Below are 22,609 nucleotides of genomic sequence, written 5' to 3' on the forward strand. Positions count from 1 at the left end.
TTTTATTAAAATTTCAATGCCTAATGAAAATACTACAATGGTGACATCATCAGGGCGGCACAGTTATTCTCTATCCTCTTCATCAATAAAACCCAATGCCACCAAGATGCAAGGCCCCCCAGCAATAACGTTAATGTGATTTTTTTGGCAATTTTGAATAGCAGCCTCATTTTCTGCACCAGGTTGCATCCAAACATTTTTTATTCCTTTTTGTATCGCCTCTTCAACAACCTTTTCAGTAATGGCTGGTGGGGTAATAATTGAAATACTGTCTACCGTTGATGGTAAAGCTGCAACATCTTTGAAAGAAGGGACTCCCTCGATAGCTGTCGCTCTTGGATTGACGGCATAGGCTTTTTTTCCATGTTGCAGATAGCAACGCAAGACTTTATTGCCATATTTTTGTCGATTCGTTGATGCACCAACAACACCATAGGCATCCGAAGCAAGGAATTGCTGTATTTTTATAGCTAAATTACGCTCCATCTTTGCCCTCCAGTAGGTGGGGTCATTTTGACCCAGCAATCTGTGGTGAATTTAGATTTTTGTTGGGTCTAAAAGACCCAATCTACCTTGCAGTAAAGTTTCAAAAGAAGTCTATTATTAAACTGTAGCATATTCGTTGAAGGCAGAAGTTAGTGAAATTTTTGAGGTCATTTCTGCTGCAATGAATTGCAAAGGACAATAATAGAAGTAATCATAATAAATGTCTCTCTTCTCTTATTAAGGATAAATTTTATGAAGAGGAAGATAGTACTTCTGTTAAGTCTACTCACAACAATAGGGAGCTTTGCACAAAGCTCAATACGTTTTGCTGATTGGATCGTTGGTTGTGATAATCAAGCGAGCTGTACAGTCATTGGTTTCCCAGCAAAGAATGGGGCAACCTCAGAAGGATTTATCAAAATGGTTCGTGTTGGTCCCCCAACAACCCTGCCGGTGGTTAACGTTGTTGTGAGCAATAAAGTGGCTAAACCAGGCGCGCTTTTGCAACTGGTTTTTGAACCTGGCTCAATCATCATAAAGACAAAGCCGCTTGTTCAGGGAGAAAAAAATTTAAAAGCAGGTTTATCTAGTCAGGCAACCAAGCAATTTATGGATGCTGTAAATGAATCACAATTTGTAACAATAAAAGGTGATGTTACCAGGGAAATTAAAATATCTTTAATGGGAGCAGCTGGCGCTTTGACGTATATGGATGATAAACAACAACCTTATAAAGCGGTTTCAGAACAAGCACTGCAGAATAATCAGATGCTATTATCTCCATCCGGGACACCCACTATTCCTTCGCAAGCTAAACAGATGAGAATATTGCACGGAGACTTGCCGCCTCTGCCCCCTGCTCTTTTGCAGTATAGGGCTACTACAGGTGCTTGCGCAGGAGATGATGCACCCAGAGCAATAGTAGCTATTCTCTCGGAAGAGGAGACTCTTTGGGGGTTATGTAAATCGGTTACAGGTAATAACGTCGATTATGCTTTTTTTATGGTTAAAAATGACCAGGCTCAGGCTGCTTCTTTTGCAGTACCTCCAGGCGAACCCGATTTGCATGGCGTGTTGACCAATCCTGATATTTCCAATGAGGACCGCATTTTAAGCTCGTTCATGATGACTAGGAGCGAGGGCGATTGCGGTATCTTAGGAGAGTGGACCTGGGATGGTGAGAATTTTAACCTATTCCGTTATCGCAAAATGACAGATTGCCGCGGTTTATTTGATACAGATGATTGGCCAACCCTCTATAGAGCAAAGTAAAGAACAAGTAGGTTGGGGTCATTTTGACCTGAGGTATCGTCACTTTTTGTGAAAAAATTTATTTAAATAACATTGAGCTATTAAAAAAAACTGAATGACAGACATGAACATTCCTGATCTAATTGAATTTTCGACGATACAACTAGAGGTACTATCATGTCTGTCAGCAGTATTCTAGACACTTTATTTCAACATTCAATTCATTTAAGTCGCATTAGCTCTCTCTCACCCTTAATTGAATCTATTATTTGCACTAAAAAGACAAAGCTTACTCTCGTAGGAAGAGATTTAAGTGGCAAATTAGGCACCCAAGAGCGTTCATGTATACGCCGCGTGGATCGTTGTCTTGCAAATACTTATTACCAAAATAACTCAATAGAGATATATTCTTCGCTTTCTCACTGGCTTTTAGAGCACTACCCTAAACAGGCGGGATACACCTGGAAAGATTATTCAAATATATAAGCAGCGCATGACCATTGAAGAAAACTTCAGAGACACCAAAAGCCCTCAATTTGGATTTGGGCTAAAAGAGAATGTCTGTCATACTCCTGAAAGGCTTTCTGTTTGGTTGCTGCTTGTTGCCTTAGCGATTTTAATAGCCTTTTACGTAGGGCACTGGATTGAGAGAATGGGGTTGCATAGACAGTCTTCAAGCAAATAGTTATAAGCATAAGAGAGTGTTATCTTTTGTGTTTTTAGGGTGCCAAGCTATAAAAAATAACAAAATCCCTATCCTTGAAATACGCTCTCGAAAGATAGGGAGCAATTTATGAACTGTATAAAAAAAGGTGACGATCACTCAGGTCTAAATACCCAACCTGCATTGCTTTGCTCACATGTTTGCCGGGGTTAAACCATTAGCCGTGGCTTCATCCATAGCTTTAACGTCAGTCGAGGAATGGTCTTGCATCCTGAGCTCGTGCAAAAGTTGCCAGCGTCTTATAATTCCAGAAGATTGATAATTTTGCCTTTTATGCGCTTGACTTTTTTGGAAATTACTCTCCATCTCTTCTATTTTTATACAGCGGTGATGAGTTTCCTCAGATTCATTTTCGCTCGTTTTCTCTAGTTGTTTAGATATCGCAGCAAAGGTTCCTTGAGCCGTTGTTGACCACAATTTGCCATTCGAATCTGGGGGAGAAATGCTACCCTCGTAATAATTAATTGAGCTAAATTCTGGGCGCAAAAGCATGGTTTCAAAATTCGTCGCCAGGGTGGCATTTTTGTCCAGATTGCCGCAGAAATAAAGATGAGTATGAGAAATATGGTGATTAATCACTAAAAAATCGTGGGTGAATCGAATTGCTAGCGTGTCAATATCGATGAGGGTAGCAACTGTGCTGTCATTAGCATTGGCTACAAACGTTGGATCATTGTTTGCTCCGTGAGCCAAAATATAGACGACTGTACCTTGGGGTATGCTCTCTTCATCAAATTCTTCTTTATAATAGATGATTTTGATTTCTTCTGAAGACACACGTTTATGATTTATTTCCCATATGTTCGCACCATCAGGTAAATCGCCTGCAGCATTTTTTTCAAATGGAATGTAGAGAATAATCATAAAACCGTATTAAATTTATCCGGAGTGAGCAACTATAATAAATTGCTTTGCTTAACAGAATATTAAGAGTCCAACATAATACGGCTACCTAGATATATTTGATGCGTTTGCTTTCAATTACTTTCAAGCTATCATGGCAGGCACAGTTTCTGCTTATAAAAATGTTAACGTAGCAAAAGCCAAGTGTCTTTGCTTGCATTGCAAACATGATCATGTTGCTACCCGCTACATGAATAACCGTGAGGGGTGATTATGAAAAAATGGGCTCTTAATATAACGATTACAGCCTTGTTGCTATTATCGCAATTCGCCTCGGCAAACCAACAAAGCTGGAGTAGTTGGGTTGCCGAAGTAAGGCGGGAAGCTCTTGAGCAAGGTATCTCCGCGGTTGTATTTGATGAGGCCTTTGCCGGCATTCGTGAGCCTAGCCGCCAAGTTAAGGGCTTAGCTCGTTCTCAGCCAGAGCATCGATTAACATTTAATAAATATCTACACTCCCGCGCTGATAACTATCGAATCGTGATGGGACGTAAGCACTATGCAAAAAATAAGGAATTATTGGAGAATGTTGGTCGACATTTTGGCGTTGATCCTTGTTTTATTGTTGCATTTTGGGGTATGGAAAGTAGCTATGGCTCTTACATGGGTAATTTTCCGGTTATTAAATCGTTAGCAACCTTGGCCTATGACTCTAACCGTCGTGATTTTTTTCGTAAGCAATTATTTTTAGCCCTACATATCCTGAATGATGGTCATGTTACTCTGGAACATTTTAAAGGAGAGTGGGCAGGTGCTTCAGGTCAGCCACAGTTTTTGCCCTCAAGCTGGGTCGAATTTGCAGTGGATTATGATGGCGATGGTCGAAAAGACATTTGGGAATCAAAACCAGATGTTTTTGCTTCGATTGCTAATTACATGAAAAAGAACGGATGGCAAACCGATCAACCTTGGGCTATCCAAGTAAAATTACCGCCGAAATTCGATATGTCATTGGAAGGTAAAAGTATCACCAAACCAGTCAGTGAGTGGAATGCTTTAGGCGTTCGTACGTTGAATGGTGAAACACTTCCTCACCAAGATTTAATGGCAAGCATTGTGCAGCCCTATGGCGGTCCTGTTTTCCTGGCTTTCCCCAATTATAAGATGATTTTGCGTTATAATAATTCTATATACTATGCTGGTGCGATTGGTTACATGGCCGATAAAATTTGTAATCGCATAAAGTAGGGTGCGTGTTGACAATTGCTCTACAATGCCAACGTGCCGTGGCTTGTCCACGGCATCCATGGATCCCGCGAACAAGTCGCGGGACGTAGGCTCCGAGATGAAATGTCAATAGCTCTAGTTTCCAATAAGCCTTGATGCCTAAGCGATATTAAGGAAATAATGCCATAAAAAGTCGCAACAGGTTTTTGGAGAGCTTTTATGGATCATTATTTAGATAAAACCGCCAGCCTAACCCCCACGGCAAGGCGGATCATTTGCGACAAGGCGACGGAGTACCCATTTACCGGTGAATATACTGAGGTTGCGAAGAGCGGAAGTTACCTTTGTCGGCGTTGTGGTCTCGCTCTCTTTCGTGCTAAAAATCAATTTCATTCTGGATGTGGTTGGCCTAGCTTTGATGATGACATTGTTCAAGCCGTAGAACAGGTTCCTGATCGTGATGGTCAGAGAACAGAAATTCTTTGTGGGCGTTGTCATGCTCATCTGGGCCATGTCTTTATGGGTGAAAACTTTACTCATAACAATCTTCGCCATTGCGTGAATTCAGCTTCCATTGATTTTGTCCCTGATAATGATGTGCTTGATACGGAAGAAGCCATCGTGGCCGGAGGATGTTTTTGGGGAGTCGATCATTTTCTACGTCAGATCCCAGGGGTGCTTAAGGTCGAGGTAGGGTATTCCGGCGGCGTAGTGCTTGATCCCACTTATGAGCAAGTATGTCGCGGAGATACAGGTCATTATGAGGTGGTAAGAGTCGTTTATGACACCGCTAGAACAGATTATCACACGGTACTTAAACGCTTTTTTGAAATTCATGATCCAACGCAACGTACTGGACAAGGACCTGATATTGGACATCAATATAAAAGCGTCGTGTTCTATTACAACGATGAACAGAAACAAGAAGCGCAAGATTTAATTCAAACTCTAAAATCACGTGGTTATGACGTAGCTACACGCTTGCTTGAAGTGCAAATCTTCTGGCCTGCTGAAGCCTATCATCAAGATTATTATCAAAAACACAGTAAGGCCCCTTATTGTCATCGACCGGAAGCAAGATTTGGTTGATGTACTACAATGACATACTAATTTTGACAGCTAAAAGCCTTCCCTTTAATTGTTCCTCAAGAGAGTTCCTGCCTCGATGTAGGAGCACTGCCATTAAGTTAAGCGATTTCGAATCCCCGCGGGCATCGACCGCGGGGTCCATCATGTCAGTCTGGACATGGATACCGCGGTCAAGCCGCGGTAATTCGAGAATAGAAAAAATTGCTTATCTTAATGGCCGTGAGGATAGAAGCCCCTCCTCCCACGCAGTCCTCGTTCAAGATCATTTACCCGTCAAAATTAGACGGCCATTGTATTACCTAATCTTATGGTTTTAACCACCCAAAAGTTAAGGGAAAAACAATTTATAGTTAAAAAACTGTAAATTTTTTGAACCAAATGAATACTTAATAATCGCTTAATACTCATTGCTTATATTTATAACTAATGGGTTTATTAATGATCGTTTGCAGCAGGTAGAAACTCGATAAAGTCTTTAGAGAGTCTAAACCTCTGGATAAAGGATCATCGCGAGGTGTACTATGGCTATCACCAAAGATTCTTTAGAAAAGAGAGCTGGTATAGTTGCTGAAAAGCTTGCCGAATTTGAAAGAACATATAAGAGTGCTATTGAACAGGGAATATTAGAAACTGATCCTCCACTTGATAAGATTCGAGGGGTAATGTCAAGGGCACGTAGCCATTTGGATCAATTAACTGAGGATTCAAACACGCTACCAGAAGATGAGGCACAGATATCTATACCCATAGCTGAGGACCCTTTAGATACCCCTAATGATAGGAACCTGAAGCGATTCATTCTTGTAAGGCAGGAGCTGCAAATTGTAAATGAGTTGGTGGGTCTTGCTTCCAGAAACGCAAAACGTCAAATGGGCGCTTCCTCACCTGAACAAGCAGTTTTGGCAGCCAAAAAGAAAGAATACGAAATCCTTGCTGAAAAAATCTCCGCCAGCTTCCCTAAATATGAACCCTATTTTTTGGAGGGGGATTCGCCCTTGGCTAATTCGGTTAAGGCATTGAACAAAAATGCTGAAAGCTTCAAAGCCCTGCGCGAAGCTCAAGAGCTTAGGCTAAGAGATTCGCAAGATCCTAAACAATATGAAAAAGCCATTGAGGAACTTCAAAATTTTCAGCGTACACATGATATAACTCTGACAAAAGCACAAGAAAGATACCAAATACTACGCGAATTACATGAAACCTATAGACAGCCTTTGGAGACATCAAAGCTATTGGCTAGAGAGCTTTTTAAGAAAGCAGAAGCCTTTTCTTCAGACAGGGAAATTGGTCAATTGAAAAGCGAAATTGAGCGGGAAATTCAACGGCTTGATAAAATTGACTATCTTCAAGAAAGAGATATCAAAAGAAATGGTTTGCTGGATACTTTACGGATTGCCACACAACGCTGCCAAAAAGATGTTGAAGGTTTAAATAATAAAATAATGAAGTTAACTGAACGCCTGGATGTGTTTAAAGATGAAAAGGCATTAGAAGATGAGGCCCGTCAAAAAGAAATTAATGAGTATAATGAGAAAATCACAGCTCTAGAGTTGGATGTTAATAAGAGGTACTCAACCATAACGGAACAGCTCAAAACACATCTTATGAGCCCAACAGTAGCTAAAGCAGAAAAAGAAAAATTCGACAAGAAAAAAGAAGAGGCTCCTGCTCAAACCTCATTAGGGGAGCAAGTAAAGTTTGCTAAAGCCAAATTTAAAGATCTGCAAGTCCTCAGTAAGAAGTTAGATGAAGCGATAGTTGAAGAACAAGGTATTATCCGTAAGAAAATTATCGAACAAATGAAGAGCACTGCAACGACAAATGAAAAGTTGAGGCAAGAATTACTTAAGAGCTTAGATGGCAGCAACCTCGATGGCGATGAATTTAAGCATTACAATGCAGTTAAAGAGCATAAATTGCATACAGTAGATGACAAGGTAACTAGCGATGTTGGCCAATTGGAGGAAAAATTAAAAGAGGCTACTAAAGATAATGAGAAATTCACTTTGCTTCTAGGAAACTTACAAAAAGTAGTTGATCAACATAATGCAGTACGAGGAATTATTGATGGGACCGGCCAAATTAAATTTCATTCATTAACTGAAAAGCTAAATGAAAACAAAGAGGAATTACCCGCCGCTCGCATTTTGACGTTGCTTGCAAGGTATGTGAAGCCAGAAGATCTTGTAGAGACATTGGATGATAATTTTTTATCCTGGCAATTTAATCCATCCACGTTAAAAGCTATTTTAGATTTTATACCACGTCTTCCCCAAAGCGATACAACTCGAGAGCTCAAGCAAAAAGTACAATTTGTTTCTATATTGACGGCTGAAAGAATCGATTACAAGGCTTATGGTGATCGGCCTGAAGTTATTGCTGCGGTAAATGTGCTGCATGCATCTAAACTGGATCAATTTATCACGGAAAAAAATTTGCGCAATCCTGCTTTTTTGAATGCAGTAATAACTCTTCACAACAATGATGTAGAACTTAATGACGAGATACTTACAGGTCTGAGTAAAGATGCTAATAAATGTGAAGTAGTTTGTCATCTTGTTCAACAGAATTTAGAGAAGGCTGAGTTACATAAGGAAGAGCTAAACCTTAAGAATAGTAGCTTAGAACCTGCTGCTTTGCAAAAGTTGATAGAAGATTTCGTCGTCGATGCTGATGAAAAACTCGCAGAAGGTATTAATAAAATACGTAAAAGCGAACAAAATTTTGTTAGTATTGATGGAAGACGTGCGGCTAAATTGTGCGAACCCTGGCTCATAGTGTTCTCTCAGAAAGATGACAATCTAGCGTCACTCATCAAACAAGAAAATGTTCTAGATATGGCCCCGTTTTTAGAAGAAATATTTCGGGGTCCTTTTAAATATATCCCTGCCAACGGCTATCTAAATAAAGAGACGGGCGGCGAGTTTTATTTAAAAAATTACCTTGAGCCGCGCGGTAAAGATGAAAAAGAGAAAGCAAACAGTGTTGGAGGCAGGATCGAATCATTGTCATTGATGTCTCAGGATACTGATCATTTGAAAAAAATGGCAAAAATGATGAAGGCTCTCAATGATTTAATTGATACGTATGAGAAGGAGAGCGATACTCGAAAACAACTCGAAGTATTTCGTAGGGAGGCCACACCGATATTACTTTCATCAGACCCGGATTTTAGAATCCAAGCTAACCTGCGAAGTCTTGCGCGCGAGCAATTTTCTGTTACGGGTTTTGAGAAAGTATTAAATGCGATCATGGAGATAATTAATGACGCATTTAAAGCGATTACTCGTAGTAAAGTCGGTTTCTTCACACCTTATGAAACGGCTACTCAGAAGAAGGTTCATGAAGAACTAGAGCTGCCTTCAGAAGAGGCGATCGAAGCGGCAGAAACTGAAGCAGCTCAAGTCAAAAAAACACAATAGGTGGGTGTATTCCCAAACCGTGTCATCCCCGCGTAGGCGGGGATCCATCTTATTAAAGCCTCATGGCAATTATGCGGGTGGTTTTCTTTCCACCGATTGTTCTTCCACATCTCCCGCGCGTTGATACAGCGCATCTGCCCTCTCCGCCTTACGCAGATTGTCTTGCAATTGCTGTTGGTTCAACTGCTCCTGCCAAAAAGTAGTCGCTTGTTGTTTTAAAGCGGCGAAATGGCGAAATAATTTCCCTAAATGTTCAGCCAACATGGGTAATTTATTGGGGCCAAAAACGATGATTGCTACCACAATTGTTAATAGAATTTCTCCACCACTCATGATTTCTTATCATCGTCTTCATTAAGCGCGCGGCGAAAATTTTTGATGGCGGCGCCGAGATCAGAGCCAATGTTCTTTAATTTATTGGTACCAAACAAGGCAACAACGATGAGTAGTATTAACAATAATGACAAAGGGCTGATTCCACTTAATCCCATGTTAGCTCCTATTTGTACGATTGAGTAATGTTAAAACCGCTGCCACTATAGCGGTGGAGAGCACGATGGCTGCTAATTTATCCTGGTTTAAGATGTCCAGCATGCTCATGGTAACCATCGTAGCAAAGACACCAATGCCAATACTTCGGTACCAATTTGGCTTTACGTCCACAATCTTGTCCTTCTCGCGTTCCAATGCGTTGATTTTTTGCTCTTTACTGAGCTGCAAGACTTCATTCAATAGACGTGGCATATGGGGCAATTGTTCAGAGATGAAGGGCAAATTCTCACGTAACTGTCTAAGAAAGGCACGGGCTCCCATTTGTTCTTTCAGCCATTTTTCTAAAAATGGCTTGGCGGTTGCCCAGAGATCCAGTTCCGGATACAGTTGTCGCCCCAATCCTTCTATTGCTAATAACGTTTTTTGTAACAAAACCAATTGCGGTTGCACCTCCATGTGGAAACGTCTGGCTACTTGAAAGAGACGTAACACCACCTGCGCAAAAGAAATATCTTTTAACGGTTTTTCAAAAATGGGTTCGCATACGGTTCGAATAGCACTTTCAAACTCCTCAACACGGGTATCTCTAGCAACCCAACCTGACTCCACATGAAGTGCCGCCACTCGACGATAGTCGCGGTTAAAGAAAGCATAGAGATTCTCTGCTAGATAACGTTTATCACTGTCACTGAGTGTGCCAATGATGCCAAAATCAATACAGATGTATTGCGGATTTTCAGGATGCAGGGGGGAGACAAAGATATTACCGGGATGCATGTCCGCATGAAAAAAACAGTCTCTGAACACTTGTGTGAAAAAGATTTCCACGCCGCGTTCCGCCAATTTTTTAATATCTACCCTATGTTCCTTCAACCTTGGCACATCAGAAATCGGAATACCGTGGATGCGCTCCATCACCATAATATTTTCTCGGGTGTAATCCCAGAAGATTTCAGGAACGTAGAGAAGGGGAGAATTTTGAAAATTTCTACGCAATTGTGAAGCATTCGCAGCTTCACGTTGTAGATCGAGTTCATCAAGCAAATTGTGTTCGAATTCTTGTACGATTTCTCGTGGCTTTAACCGTTTACTTTCCGCCCAGTAACGTTCTGCCAAATTAGCGATCGTATACATGATACTTAAGTCTTTTTCGATGATTTTGCGCATGTTAGGGCGCAAAATTTTTACCACCACCTCTTCCCCGGTTTTTAAGGTAGCGGCATGAACTTGTGCCATGGAGGCAGAAGCAAGAGGGATAGGATCAAATTCAGCAAACACTTCATAAGCCGATTGACCAAAAGCCAATTCAAAGATAGCCAGGGCTTTTTCACTGGCAAAGGGAGGAACATCATCCTGTAATTTGCATAATTCTAAGGCAATATCTGGCGGTAAGATATCCGGACGAGTTGATAAGGCTTGCCCGAATTTCACAAAAATAGGACCCAGCTCCTCAAGTGTTTTGCGTAAGGCCTCACCACGAGTTAATTTCTCCTTACGAAACCAGTTCCATGGGTTCAAATACACGATAAAACGAAAAGGGGAAAAAAGACGAATGGATACGATGACCTGATCAAGCCCGTTACGTGCCAAAATGGTATTGATATGTAGCAGACGGATTAATTGTTTAATCGGTTTCATGCTTGCTCGTCAGTAGGTTTACATGCACTTGTAAACGTTCAACGTCCAGGGACAATTTATCAATATCATTGAAAAAATCATCCACTTCCTCACGTACAGGAAAAATACCTAACTCTTCATGCAAATAATCGCTCAGATTATGGCGCATGGATTCAGTAAATTGCTTTTTAAAAGCGAGCCCTTGACGAAAAATGGACCCGATTTGATGTGCGACAACATCACCAGTGAAATGCGCTAGATGTCCTTCCCAATCAATATCCAACTCATCGAATAATTTTTTAACTTGCTGCCCCAGCTCTACATCGCCTGAAAGCCTAATTTTGTCATTAAACAACGATCGTGCTTTAGAAGCTGGCAAAAAACTCAAGCGAATCAAGCCAATGGGGCTGCTATGAATAATCGTGTCGGGATGACCCTCATAATCGGCAAGTAATTTCAACTCTCCTTGGTCAAAATGAATAAAAAAGTTAACCCAAAGAGGGGTGATAATGACTTCCAGAACTTTCCCATCCAAAGCGGCGATTTTAGCTGGTGTTTCTTCATCAAGATTGAGCGCATGATTAATGGCCTTTTGTAGTGCTTTTAATGAATATTTTTTAATCATAATACTCTCAATATTTATAAGCGATGTGGAGAGCAACGATGCCACCACTTAAATTATAATAATGACAATCCTCAAAGCCTGCTTTCTCAATCATTGTCTTCAAGCCCTCTTGTGAAGGGTGCATGCGAATGGATTCGGCAAGATAGCGATAACTGTCAGCATCTTGAGCAAATAGCTCACCGAGCTTGGGCAGTACATTGAAAGAATACCAATCATAAATCGGCTTTAAACCAGGAAGTGTAGGATTGGAAAATTCCAGAACCATCAATTTCCCGCCAGGTTTACATACGCGATACATTGAAGCTAATGCTTGTTCTTTATCGGTTACATTGCGCAAACCAAAAGCAATCGTAATACAGTGAAAGCTGTTATCTGCAAAAGGTAATGTTTGTGCATTTGCTTGCACAAAGTGAATGTTGGAATGTAGGCCTTCATCAAGCAAACGATTACGCCCAATCTCCAACATGGCCGCGTTAATATCAGCAAGAATGACCCTGCCTTGCGCGCCCACTTTTATACTCAGTAACCGGGTCAAATCGCCGCTGCCGCCGGCCAAATCAAGAACACATTGATCTGGGCGGACCTGACTTAGCTCAATCGTAAAACGCTTCCATAGGTGATGAACACCGAAAGACATGATGTTATTCATCAAATCATAATTTTTTGCCACTGATTTGAATACCTCGCCCACTTTTTTTTCTTTGTCATCCCAGGGCACGGATTCAAAACCAAAATGGGTTATTTTTTCTTTATCGTTCATCAGTAAAGCGATTAATAGGAGGTTACTTATCTTAACCGATTTGTGGCTAACCCCAAAGTGGGCTGTCTCATGTTTCTAATAGATGCTAGCAATGTAGCCGGGTGAAGGTCCGAAGGACTGAAACCCGGGTTTCACTTCGTTCTACCCAGGCTTGTATCTTTAAAAAGTGGGCAGAAAAGCTTAATCTCAAGGGCACTTGGGATGGGAGAAGAGATCTTGTACCCAGGCAAGGCATAAAGCCTGATGTGTAGATTAGGACCTTCTCCCCACTTATCAATCGACCGAACAGTATCTTAGGCCGCTCTCATCAAAGTAAGCCTGTATTTGCAAGCTTGGTCAACGATAAATAACCCCAAGTATTTTTACAGCCATTGGAGATTAGCATGAGTGCATATGAATTTGTAGGTATTGATATTGCCAAGGATAAATTTGATAGTGCTCTAAGCATCGATAATCGCTATAAACATGCTGTCTTCTCAAATTCAAAGAAAGGCTATGAAGATTTCCTTAAATGGCTTAATCAATATGCATCATCTCCTTGGGTGTGCATGGAAGCAACAGGTCATTATAGTGAGGGACTTGCTGATTTCTTAGTGGAGAAAGGTGTTCGCGTCAGTGTTGTAAATCCCTTCCAGGTTAAGAGTTTTGCTAAAGCCTGCCTAGCCCGTAATAAAAATGATACGATTGACGCCAAAATCACCGCTCAATTTTGTCAACGAATGGAACCACGCATTTATCAATCCAGCTCTGCAGAGCAAAAGGAAATCAAAGAATTAACCAAAGTATTGGATATGTTGAAAGTTCAGGTTATTCAATTAACAAACCAACTGCATAGTATTAGAGGTCGTGCGGCACAGAAAAGCTTAAAGAAAATGATAGAAAAGCGTAAGCAAGAAATAAAAGCGATTCAACAACAAATTGATGAGTTAATTAGCAATAATCAACAACTTCAAGAAAAATTGGACTTGTTACTTTCTATCAAAGGCATAGGCAAACTCACTGCTTATTATGTGCTGGCACGAATGCCTGATATCCAGTGCTTTCAAACAACCAAACAATTTGCCGCCTATATAGGTATCACCCCCAAACAACATCAATCCGGCTCTCTCATTGGCAAAACAACTCTCTCAAGACTCGGAGATAGTCGATTAAGAAAGGCTCTTTACATGGCTGCTTTAGTCGCCAAACGCTACAATAAAGCTTTGGATGGCTTTGTCAAAAGACTCCAATGCAATGGAAAAACTCCAAAAACTATAATTTGTGCCGTGATGCGTAAATTGGCTCATATCATTTTTGGAGTCCTAAAAAATAAGCAACCTTTTAACGAAAATTTAGGTTGCTTTTGAAGACAGTATCTACATGGGTATTAATGCAATAACCGCCGCAAGTTCAATAAATAGCTGCTCTCATCAGGAGGACGCTGATTGCGTTGTGATTGCCACAAACATTCAGCAAGATTTTCCATCATACAGTGCTCAACAAGTAAGGGATCGCGGTATTTCTGTAACAGCTGTTGATAGATCTTGCTAATACCCGCAGGCCTGTCTGTACTCACCTGATCACGAATGGCAAGATGCAGACCCATGTGCAAAAAAGGGTTACTCTCCCCCATCTCTGGAAAATACGTTTTATCTCTCTGTTTGGGGTCTTCCAATAATGCCTGGTATTCGGGGTGAGCAAGGATAACATCCACAATTTGTTGTTCGAGTGGTAAAAGAGGTTGTTTTTGGCGGTATTTGGACCAACTGGAAAAAAAAAGCTGTCGTGTATCTTGAACATTACTGCCATAAAACATAATCAAACCCAATTTAACTACACCCATTACGCAGTCTAGCTTATTCAAGGAGCAACAACAATGAAGACTAGTTTAAAACAGCTGCGTAGGTCGATGTTCCGCGGCTTGACCGCGGAATCCAGCGATCCTGATAGATTCCTGGATCCCGCGGTCTGATCCCGGATCGAGTCCGGGAGCGGGAAGTCGGCATAAAGTATAAAGAATAGCCCTTAAACTACACTTTCAATCGCACCCCTTCAGAGCTTAAAATATTGACAATCTGTTGTTGCTTATGAGATATTAGCTTTGCGAGGTTGGACTTGCTATGTGTCATTCCACTGGGTCAATTGGCGACACACTGATTGGCCCTTTCTATTTTTTACTCCCTTTGTCAAATTATTTTTTAGTCTTGCTATTTTTTCGGCAATGCGTTAAAAAGATTCTACTAAAATTCATGGAGTGAAAGATGTTAAAAGCGTTTGGTTTTTATAAAGAAACGAATGTTCCCAAGCGGATGGAGTTACTAACGAAGACCTTCAATTATAAATCACAAGAGCACCTGGATTTTATTCAAAATCGCATAACGCGTTTCAAGCAGGCACAAGCAGCACTCTATAATTATGACAATACGATTATTAGCTCACTCACCGTTGGTCTTGTGTTTTATGCTGGTGGCTCTATCATCCCATTTCTCCCTTCTTTTGCCATTTCCATTGGTGGTTTCTCCTATGCTTCCTATTTGGTAGGTAACCGAGAACAAGCAGGACTTGTTAGGCCTTATCGCGAAGCGCTGACTGATCTTATTGAAGTGTATCAATGGTCCATGGGAAACAAAACCGATACATGGTGGAAACTGGGTGTTTTAGAGATCCAGGATTTGATTCTTACATTAGGTCCTATGGTGCGCAAAGAAACCATTGCTGTCTGGGAAGAAAAAGATTTGCAACCAGGTGCGCTGTTGTCAAGGGGCAAGGAGCCTACAGAAGCATTTAAGACTAAAGCCACGGAATTTGCAGCTGGAACACAAATGCAAAGCATATGGTTTGCAGTTTATGGAGAAAACGGTAACGATGATATCTTGGGAATGGCAACCGCTTACCTCAAACACACAGCACAAGGGGCTGCTGAAAAATATGCCCCTGCTCCCCTGGCTGGCTATTTAGGATTGCGCTAACCGCCAATTTTTAAAGCTGACTTAAAGCCAACTTAGCACTCAGGAATACCATTAAAATGCCGCTAGCAATCTCGATGCGTCGCCAAACGGTGGCGCGTGAGAGCACCTCAGAAAAATAACGCGTGGTAAATGTTAGAGAAAAAAACCAGAACAAGCTTGACGTAAGTACGCCCAATAAAAAAGCTTGTTGATGTCCTGGGAATTGACTGCTTCCTCCGCCGATAATGACTAAACTGTCAATAATCGCGTGCGGATTCAGAAGACTAAAACCTAAAGCTAACATAATGATTTGCCAACGGTTCGTCGCATCTTGCACGTTGGTATGCCTGGTCGTTGATATGCTCAAAGCATGTTTTAAAGCCTTGGCTCCGTAATAAAAAAGAAAACCTACTCCAAACCAGGTTATCCATACCTGAAAAGCAGGGTGAAGCTCAAGTACATGATGAAGGCCGGCGATACTTGCAGTAATTAAAATAACATCGCAGAAAAAGCAAATCGCTGCTGAAAGTGCAGCATGACGACGCAAGGCACCCTGACGAATCAAGAATACATTTTGTGGGCCTAGGGCTGTTATTAAAGACAGTCCTAACATAAGACCATTCAGGTATACCATCATGATTTGCTAATTGGTTATGGGAATGGCAATTATTAAGTATTTTTGATTATAATTAAAATTAATAATTTTTATGATTGATAAATATCACTTATGAGAATAGAGCAGCGTGGTCTGCAGGCGTTGGATGCTGTCATTCAGACTCAAAGTTTTGCGGCGGCAGCAAAACAACTATTTATTACCCAACCGGCAGTTACACAGCGCATCAAGCAATTAGAAATACAATTTGGCCAACCTTTACTGATTCGCACCCTTCCTTACCGCGCGACACCCTTAGGTGAAAAATTATTAAGTTTATTGCGTCGTACACGTTTATTAGAAGAGCATTTGCTACAAGAGATTCACAAAGATTTACCGGCACGGCTATCAGTTGCTTTAAATCGAGATAGTCTGGAGATGTGGTTTTCGCGCTTATTGCGTGATTTGAGTTTACTTGAAAAAATTAATATCGATATCATTACGGATGATCAAGATGTTACGATTGACTATTTCCGTCAAGGTTCTGTCTCCGCTTGTGTAACCACCTATAATCAAGCTTTGCCTGGTTGCGAGTGTCTTTTTCTGGGGCATATGACCTATTTGCTGGTTGCTGCCCCTCATTTTATCAAGCGTCATTTCCGCAATAAAAAAACGTTGGAAGACAATTTAATGAGTGTTCCTGCCATCATTTTTGATAATCGCGATCGCTTACCCGAGCATTTCTTTAATCATTTCTTTGATAAACCATTGACCCTACGCCGTTATCATATGGTACCTTCCGTGCAAGCCTACAAGCAATTTGCCTTGCAAGGTTATGGTTACGGTTGGATACCCAGTTTAGATCTTACGGATGAATTAGCGGCTGGAGACTTACAGGAAATCTGTCCCGATAAACGTTGGTTGATGCCTTTGTATTGGCACTATTGGTCATTACCTGCAAAGCAATATCAACAATTTATAAAAAAGGTTGGTGATGGTGCTAAACGCTTTTTAGCGTAGGCAAGATCTCCCTCGAGACTCAGGAAATTCTTCGCTATACCCCGAATGACAAGGCTATTGGCCAATCCTATAGCAGGATTTTAACGAAACCCTCTTATCATCGTTGCAAGTTGTGTAAGGAGGGGTATAAAATGCCGAATAAAATTTTCCTGCCAGTAGTTGCCGTGAGGTAATCAGTTTAAAGGAGGGAGCGTGGGCTCTTTGTTGAAAAAAAATGCAGTTCTTTTGTCTTTTTTAGTGATCTCTAGTTTGCTATCTGTTTTTGTATTTGCAGCAAACAGTGCAGATTCCACGTCCAAATCCAAGGTCATAAAAAATGCAAAGACGGCTTCGTCACCTAAGAACAACAAAGCTAGCACGACAACCACAACGCCTGAAAACAAAAGTCCAGCGACTGAGACAAATGTTGATAAGGGGGCCTCAGCGACATCCGACAAGGCTGTGACTACTCCTGGCACTGCCACTTCTAGTGCTGCCTCCAGTACAGCAACGACTCAGTCAACTGTGACGACAAGTGGAACTCCGTCACAAGGAATGTTAAAGGCTCTTGATGACAAAAATAAACCGGTTGAGCCACTTATCGATGGATTTTATCCACCTTATCCTCCAGTTACGCCAGCAAAAGGGATGTCGCCAGAATTAGTAAAGCGAGGAGAGTATTTGGCAAAAATGGGCGATTGCATTGCCTGTCATACTAACGTTAAAGGCGGGACACCAGCTTTTGCTGGCGGGTTACCCATTAATACCCCTTTTGGTACCTTCTATAGCCCAAATATTACACCTGATAAAGAAACAGGGATTGGTAACTGGACTGAGAAAGATTTTATCCGCGCTATGAAAGAGGGTAGAGATCCAGAAGGCAGAAATTATTTCCCGGTTTTTCCTTATGTTTATTTTGCTAAAATGACCGATGATGATGCGCGGGCGCTTTATGCTTACTTCATGAGTATTCCACCCGTGAAGCAAAAAAATAAATCGCTGCCCTTCCCCTTTAACATTCCTGGTGCGCGTTCTGCTCTATGGGGATGGAACCTATTATTTTTCTTCCCGGATGATAATGCGGTGGTTTATGACCCTGAGCATTCGCCACTTTGGAATCGCGGTAAATATATTGTTGATACCCTTGGCCACTGCAGTATGTGTCATACCCCTCTAAATGTTTTTGGGGCCCCAAAAGATCGTTTTTATTTGACAGGTGCATTCATTGATGGCTATTGGGCACCTAATATCACCAAATATGGATTACGTTCAGCTAGCCGTTACGAAGTAGCTGATGTGTTTGCACAAGGGCAACTGATTAATAAGGCTGGACCTGTGGTCGGACCTATGGCAGAAGTCAATCACAATAGCTTGAGTTATTTAACCGAAGAAGACAGGCTTGCTATCGCAACGTATTTAAAGACTGTCGTTAGTGAAGAACCCTTAGGCGTTCCGCCGTCAGAAAGCCAACCGACTCTGAAACGAGGAAAGCAAGTTTATATTAACGCTTGCATTATCTGTCATCAAAGGGGAGAAATGGGAGCACCACTTATCGGTGATGGTGCTAATTGGTACATGCGTTTAAAAATGCACGGTCTAACTGGGCTTTATCGCCATGCTATTCATGGCTATAACCAGATGCCCGTGAAAGGTGCTTGTGTTACTTGTTCTGATAACGACCTCATGGCTGCTGTGGATTACTTATTAAATGCTTCTTTATCTCGTTCTCAATGGGAGGACCTGGCTACAGGTGGTGCGGCTAAATATCCAGCGAACGGTAAGGAAATTTATAATGAGAACTGCAGCATGTGTCACAATGAGGGCAAGCAGGGAGCACCTAAGATAGGTGATAAGGCTGTATGGGAGCCAATTATTGACCAAAATATTGATGTCTTGGTCGAAAACACCATAAAAGGGGAGTATCACCCCAAAAATGGTGGCTGTAAGCACTGCACAACAGGTGAAGTGCTCGAGGCCATCAAGTATATGGTGAGCCAATCAAAAACCGAAGGAAATTACTCCTTATGGTAATCGAATTTTGAAACTTGGATTAAATTTGATGATCAGTCATGGTTGTAAATTAGAAATGTCAGCAGACCATAGCAGATATGCTATGTGTAAGACGTTTAAGGCCTGGCTACTTGAAGAGGTGATATGGGGATGCGAAACGGGTTAAAGCTAAGCGGAGTGCTTGCTGCCATCATTGGACTGGGAATGAACCAGACGGTAATGGCTGCGGCAGATAAGTGGCAGATGAACATGTATAAAGGAGTTACTCCTTTAAGCAAGGACATGTATGACCTACACATGATAGCCATCGTTATTTGTGCCATCATTGGAGTCGTGGTCTTTGGTGTCATGATCTATTCACTTATACACCATCGCAAATCAAAAGGTTATACCGCAGCTAGCTTTCACGATAACACACGCCTGGAAATTGTGTGGTCTATTATTCCTTTCTTAATTCTCGTAGGCCTTGCTATTCCCGCAACCAAGGTTTTGATAAACTTGGAAGATGCCAGTGACTCAGATGTAACAATTAAGGTTGTAGGGTATCAATGGAAATGGCAGTACCAATACCTCGATCAAGGGATTAGTTTTTTCAGTAATTTATCGACCCCCTTCGCACAAATTGAAAATCAAGAACCTAAAGGCCAGTGGTATTTGTTGGAAGTTGATAATCCTCTCGTTGTCCCCATCCATAAAAAAGTTCGATTTTTGGTTACCTCAAATGATGTTATTCATTCTTGGTGGGTACCAGAGTTGGGTATAAAGCGTGACGCTATGCCAGGATTCATGCATGAGGCTTGGGCAAGAATAGAAAAGCCTGGTGTTTACAGAGGGCAGTGTGCTGAGCTATGTGGAGTGAATCATGCATTCATGCCTATTGTCGTGAAAGCGGTTAGTGAAGAGGAATTTGATCAATGGGTGGCCAAGCAAGCCAAGGCCAGGGATCAATATGCTGCAGCAGAAGTCAAGCCAGAAGTACAAGTGAAAATGACGCGTGCAGAACTCATCAGCCTAGGAAAACAAAAATATGATCAAGTCTGTGCTGCTTGTCATCGCGCTGATGGTAAGGGTATGCCACCGGTTTATCCAGCGCTTAAAGGAAGCTCAGTTGCTGTTGGAAGACCTATAGAACGACACATTGATATCATTCTAAATGGTGTTCCTGGCACAGCTATGCAAGCCTTTAAAGAGCAACTGAATGATAAAGAAATTGCTGCAGTCGCTACCTACGAACGTAATGCCTGGGAAAATAATACAGATGATGAGGTACAACCGGCTGATGTCGCCAAAGTACGTCAGGGTGATAATCAACCACCAACAATGGTGAATAAAGCTCAAGCTGGAGGTTTGCGATGAGTGACGTGATAACTCATGATTTAGAACATGAAGAGCATGGTCCTGAACAAAGTAAGGGTGCCATTGGTTTTATAAAACGCTGGCTCTTTACGACTAACCATAAGGATATTGGTACATTATATTTATGGCTAGCCTTGGTGAGTTTTTTTATAGGCGGAATCATGGCGTTAGTCATCAGAGCCGAACTTTTCCAGCCAGGACATCGTTTTGTTGATCCTAATTTCTTTAATCAAATGACGACGATGCATGGATTAATCATGATATTTGGGGTTGTAATGCCTGCTTTTACTGGTATGGCTAACTGGCAAATCCCAATGATGATTGGTGCTCCAGATATGGCTTTACCGCGCTTGAATAACTGGAGTTTTTGGATTTTACCCTTTGCCTTTGGCTTATTAATGTCAACCATGTTTCATAGTGGCGGTGGTCCAAACTTTGGCTGGACAATGTATGCGCCTTTATCAACTTCCTTCGCCCCCCCCAGCACAGATTTCATGATTTTTGCAATTCACATGGCAGGTATTTCATCTATCATGGGATCAATTAATATCATAGCCACTATTCTCAACATGCGTGCTCCTGGCATGACTCTCATGAAAATGCCAATGTTCGTATGGACGTGGTTAATTACCGCTTTCTTATTGCTGGCCATTATGCCAGTTCTTGCGGGAACTGTAACCATGATGCTTGCAGATAGGCATTTTGGTACTAGTTTCTTTTCAGCAGCGGGTGGTGGCGATCCAGTGCTATTTCAACATGTTTTCTGGTTTTTTGGTCACCCTGAAGTTTATGTGTTGGTGCTACCAGCCTTTGGTGTGATTTCAGAAGTCATCCCGACATTTAGTCGCAAGCCACTATTTGGCTACCATTCAATGGTTTTTGCGGTAGCAGCTATTGCTTTCTTATCCTTTATCGTCTGGGCACACCATATGTTCACCACAGGTATGCCTTTAGGTGCTGAACTTTTCTTTATGTACACCACCATGTTAATTGCGGTGCCAACAGGTGTAAAAGTGTTCAATTGGGTGAGTACAATGTTTAAAGGAGCCATGACCTTTGAGACGCCTATGCTTTTTGCTGTAGCTTTTGTACTTCTCTTTACCATTGGTGGATTTACTGGATTGATGTTGGCGTTAGTTCCTGCTGATTACCAATATCAAGATACTTATTTTGTTGTGGGCCACTTCCATTATGTGCTCGTTCCAGGTGTGATTTTTGCGCTGATGGCCGGTGTATATTACTGGCTGCCTAAGTGGACAGGTCATATGTATAATGAACGTTTGGGTAAGTGGCATTTCTGGTTGTCAGCCATTTCAGTAAATGTGCTTTTCTTTCCTATGCATTTCTTGGGGCTTGCGGGTATGCCGCGACGAATCCCGGATTATGCGCTGCAGTTTACTAATTTTAACATGGTGGTAACGATTGGGGCTTTTGCTTTTGGATTTGCTCAACTGTTATTCCTTTACAATGTGGTAGCCACGGTCCGCAAGGGCAAAAAAGTGGATGCTCAAGTTTGGGAAGGGGCCCGTGGCTTGGAATGGACCTTACCATCTCCGCCACCCTATCATAGTTTTACTATCCCACCAGAGATTCATTAATGGCTTAACGGCAGTTTAGAGAGAGAGGTACGATGGCAGAGAAAAGTCATGCAAAATTAATTATCATACTTGCTGCCATAGTGATTGGGATGTTTGCTTTTGGTTTTGCCTTGGTGCCTATTTACAATAGCCTTTGCAAGGCTTTGGGGATCAATGGCAAAGTAAGCCAGGCGGTGACGGCCTACGATGCTAGCCCTAGTAAAATTGCTAAAGATAGAATAGTTACTGTAGAGTTCGTGGCAACTAACAATGGTGCTTTGCCCTGGGCGTTTTATCCCAAAACAACAAAGATAAAAGTGCATCCAGGAGAAGTAGCTAAGCTGGCATTTTATGCTGAGAACAAAACAAATCATCGCATGACGGTGCAAGCTATTCCTAGCGTTACTCCTGGAATAGCCGCGAAGTATTTAAAAAAAACCGAATGTTTTTGCTTTACCCAGCAAACGTTGAATGGGCACGAGGCGATGAATATGCCGCTATTGTTTCATCTTGATACGGATTTACCAGCCAATATCAAGACAATTACTTTGGCATACACACTCTTTGACGTTACCGACAGAATAATGAATTAAAATCACAAAAACCACATTG

At 41.6% G+C, this 22,609-nt stretch carries 21 protein-coding genes; 12 read left to right on the plus strand and 9 right to left on the minus strand.

Annotated features, from left to right (window positions below; all coding sequences use genetic code 11):
- Positions 1 to 63: 63 nt before the first annotated feature.
- Positions 64 to 486, minus strand: coding sequence for a CoA-binding protein (locus CKV79_RS00185; RefSeq protein WP_028372532.1), 423 nt, complete (start codon positions 484 to 486; stop codon positions 64 to 66).
- Between the two features lie 252 nt (positions 487 to 738).
- Here CKV79_RS00185 and CKV79_RS00190 point away from each other — a divergent pair, with 252 nt between their 5' ends.
- Positions 739 to 1,758: a DUF1176 domain-containing protein gene (locus CKV79_RS00190; RefSeq protein WP_028372533.1), complete on the plus strand. Its 1,020-nt coding sequence runs from the start codon at positions 739 to 741 to the stop codon at positions 1,756 to 1,758.
- A gap of 472 nt (positions 1,759 to 2,230) precedes the next feature.
- Entirely contained in the window at positions 2,231 to 2,422 is a 192-nt protein-coding gene (locus tag CKV79_RS14090; protein WP_028372534.1) for a hypothetical protein, read from the plus strand.
- Between the two features lie 171 nt (positions 2,423 to 2,593).
- Here CKV79_RS14090 and CKV79_RS00200 read toward each other — a convergent pair whose 3' ends face one another.
- Complete coding sequence (locus CKV79_RS00200; RefSeq protein ID WP_051546030.1) at positions 2,594 to 3,325, minus strand: hypothetical protein; 732 nt, start codon at positions 3,323 to 3,325, stop codon at positions 2,594 to 2,596.
- Positions 3,326 to 3,577: 252 nt separating this feature from the next.
- Here CKV79_RS00200 and CKV79_RS00205 point away from each other — a divergent pair, with 252 nt between their 5' ends.
- The 3 genes from CKV79_RS00205 to CKV79_RS00215 all read left to right on the plus strand — a co-directional run bounded on the left by CKV79_RS00205 (position 3,578) and on the right by CKV79_RS00215 (position 9,042).
- Positions 3,578 to 4,552: a lytic murein transglycosylase gene (locus CKV79_RS00205; protein WP_028372098.1), complete on the plus strand. Its 975-nt coding sequence runs from the start codon at positions 3,578 to 3,580 to the stop codon at positions 4,550 to 4,552.
- 198 nt (positions 4,553 to 4,750) lie between these two features.
- Positions 4,751 to 5,620 (plus strand): bifunctional methionine sulfoxide reductase B/A protein, encoded by an 870-nt coding sequence (locus tag CKV79_RS00210; RefSeq protein ID WP_028372097.1) that lies wholly within the window; start codon positions 4,751 to 4,753, stop codon positions 5,618 to 5,620.
- Positions 5,621 to 6,141: 521 nt separating this feature from the next.
- Positions 6,142 to 9,042, plus strand: coding sequence for a hypothetical protein (locus CKV79_RS00215; protein WP_028372096.1), 2,901 nt, complete (start codon positions 6,142 to 6,144; stop codon positions 9,040 to 9,042).
- A 69-nt stretch (positions 9,043 to 9,111) separates the two neighbouring features.
- On the opposite strand, the gene CKV79_RS00220 is transcribed toward CKV79_RS00215, so the two are convergent.
- Genes CKV79_RS00220 through ubiE form a run of 5 tightly spaced genes read right to left on the minus strand, consistent with a single transcriptional unit; the run spans position 9,112 to position 12,536 of the window.
- Positions 9,112 to 9,375, minus strand: coding sequence for a Sec-independent protein translocase subunit TatA/TatB (locus tag CKV79_RS00220; protein ID WP_028372095.1), 264 nt, complete (start codon positions 9,373 to 9,375; stop codon positions 9,112 to 9,114).
- Complete coding sequence (gene tatA, locus CKV79_RS00225) at positions 9,372 to 9,533, minus strand: twin-arginine translocase TatA/TatE family subunit (RefSeq protein ID WP_028372094.1); 162 nt, start codon at positions 9,531 to 9,533, stop codon at positions 9,372 to 9,374. Before tatA ends, CKV79_RS00220 begins: the two co-directional genes overlap by 4 nt.
- Before the next feature lies 1 nt (position 9,534).
- Positions 9,535 to 11,172, minus strand: a complete 1,638-nt coding sequence (ubiB, locus tag CKV79_RS00230) for a ubiquinone biosynthesis regulatory protein kinase UbiB (RefSeq protein ID WP_028372093.1) — start codon at positions 11,170 to 11,172, stop codon at positions 9,535 to 9,537.
- On the minus strand, positions 11,159 to 11,776 hold the full coding sequence (locus tag CKV79_RS00235; RefSeq protein WP_028372092.1) for a ubiquinone biosynthesis accessory factor UbiJ: 618 nt from the start codon (positions 11,774 to 11,776) through the stop codon (positions 11,159 to 11,161). The genes ubiB and CKV79_RS00235 overlap by 14 nt, the downstream gene beginning before the upstream one ends.
- A gap of 7 nt (positions 11,777 to 11,783) precedes the next feature.
- Positions 11,784 to 12,536: a bifunctional demethylmenaquinone methyltransferase/2-methoxy-6-polyprenyl-1,4-benzoquinol methylase UbiE gene (ubiE, locus tag CKV79_RS00240; RefSeq protein ID WP_035914717.1), complete on the minus strand. Its 753-nt coding sequence runs from the start codon at positions 12,534 to 12,536 to the stop codon at positions 11,784 to 11,786.
- Positions 12,537 to 12,919: 383 nt separating this feature from the next.
- Between ubiE and CKV79_RS00245 the strand changes: the two genes are divergently transcribed.
- Entirely contained in the window at positions 12,920 to 13,882 is a 963-nt protein-coding gene (locus tag CKV79_RS00245; RefSeq protein WP_095141670.1) for an IS110 family RNA-guided transposase, read from the plus strand.
- 20 nt (positions 13,883 to 13,902) lie between these two features.
- Here CKV79_RS00245 and CKV79_RS00250 read toward each other — a convergent pair whose 3' ends face one another.
- Positions 13,903 to 14,331, minus strand: a complete 429-nt coding sequence (locus tag CKV79_RS00250; RefSeq protein ID WP_028372394.1) for a DUF1841 family protein — start codon at positions 14,329 to 14,331, stop codon at positions 13,903 to 13,905.
- A gap of 445 nt (positions 14,332 to 14,776) precedes the next feature.
- Here CKV79_RS00250 and CKV79_RS00255 point away from each other — a divergent pair, with 445 nt between their 5' ends.
- On the plus strand, positions 14,777 to 15,484 hold the full coding sequence (locus CKV79_RS00255) for a hypothetical protein (RefSeq protein ID WP_028372393.1): 708 nt from the start codon (positions 14,777 to 14,779) through the stop codon (positions 15,482 to 15,484).
- A gap of 10 nt (positions 15,485 to 15,494) precedes the next feature.
- Here CKV79_RS00255 and CKV79_RS00260 read toward each other — a convergent pair whose 3' ends face one another.
- A complete protein-coding gene (locus tag CKV79_RS00260) occupies positions 15,495 to 16,100 on the minus strand; it encodes a LysE/ArgO family amino acid transporter (RefSeq protein ID WP_028372392.1) in 606 nt (201 codons plus the stop codon).
- A gap of 90 nt (positions 16,101 to 16,190) precedes the next feature.
- Between CKV79_RS00260 and CKV79_RS00265 the strand changes: the two genes are divergently transcribed.
- The 5 genes from CKV79_RS00265 to CKV79_RS00285 all read left to right on the plus strand — a co-directional run bounded on the left by CKV79_RS00265 (position 16,191) and on the right by CKV79_RS00285 (position 22,590).
- Entirely contained in the window at positions 16,191 to 17,075 is an 885-nt protein-coding gene (locus CKV79_RS00265; RefSeq protein WP_051546065.1) for an ArgP/LysG family DNA-binding transcriptional regulator, read from the plus strand.
- 534 nt (positions 17,076 to 17,609) lie between these two features.
- Positions 17,610 to 19,085: a c-type cytochrome gene (locus CKV79_RS00270; protein WP_035914944.1), complete on the plus strand. Its 1,476-nt coding sequence runs from the start codon at positions 17,610 to 17,612 to the stop codon at positions 19,083 to 19,085.
- 129 nt (positions 19,086 to 19,214) lie between these two features.
- Positions 19,215 to 20,420, plus strand: a complete 1,206-nt coding sequence (coxB, locus tag CKV79_RS00275; RefSeq protein WP_028372390.1) for a cytochrome c oxidase subunit II — start codon at positions 19,215 to 19,217, stop codon at positions 20,418 to 20,420.
- The gene (gene ctaD, locus CKV79_RS00280; protein ID WP_028372389.1) at positions 20,417 to 22,018 is read left to right on the plus strand and encodes a cytochrome c oxidase subunit I; all 1,602 of its coding nucleotides are present in this window, start codon (positions 20,417 to 20,419) and stop codon (positions 22,016 to 22,018) included. Before coxB ends, ctaD begins: the two co-directional genes overlap by 4 nt.
- A gap of 32 nt (positions 22,019 to 22,050) precedes the next feature.
- Entirely contained in the window at positions 22,051 to 22,590 is a 540-nt protein-coding gene (locus CKV79_RS00285) for a cytochrome c oxidase assembly protein (RefSeq protein ID WP_028372388.1), read from the plus strand.
- The last annotated feature ends 19 nt before the right edge of the window (positions 22,591 to 22,609 follow it).

The organism is Legionella lansingensis (genome assembly GCF_900187355.1).
Classification (GTDB): domain Bacteria; phylum Pseudomonadota; class Gammaproteobacteria; order Legionellales; family Legionellaceae; genus Tatlockia; species Tatlockia lansingensis.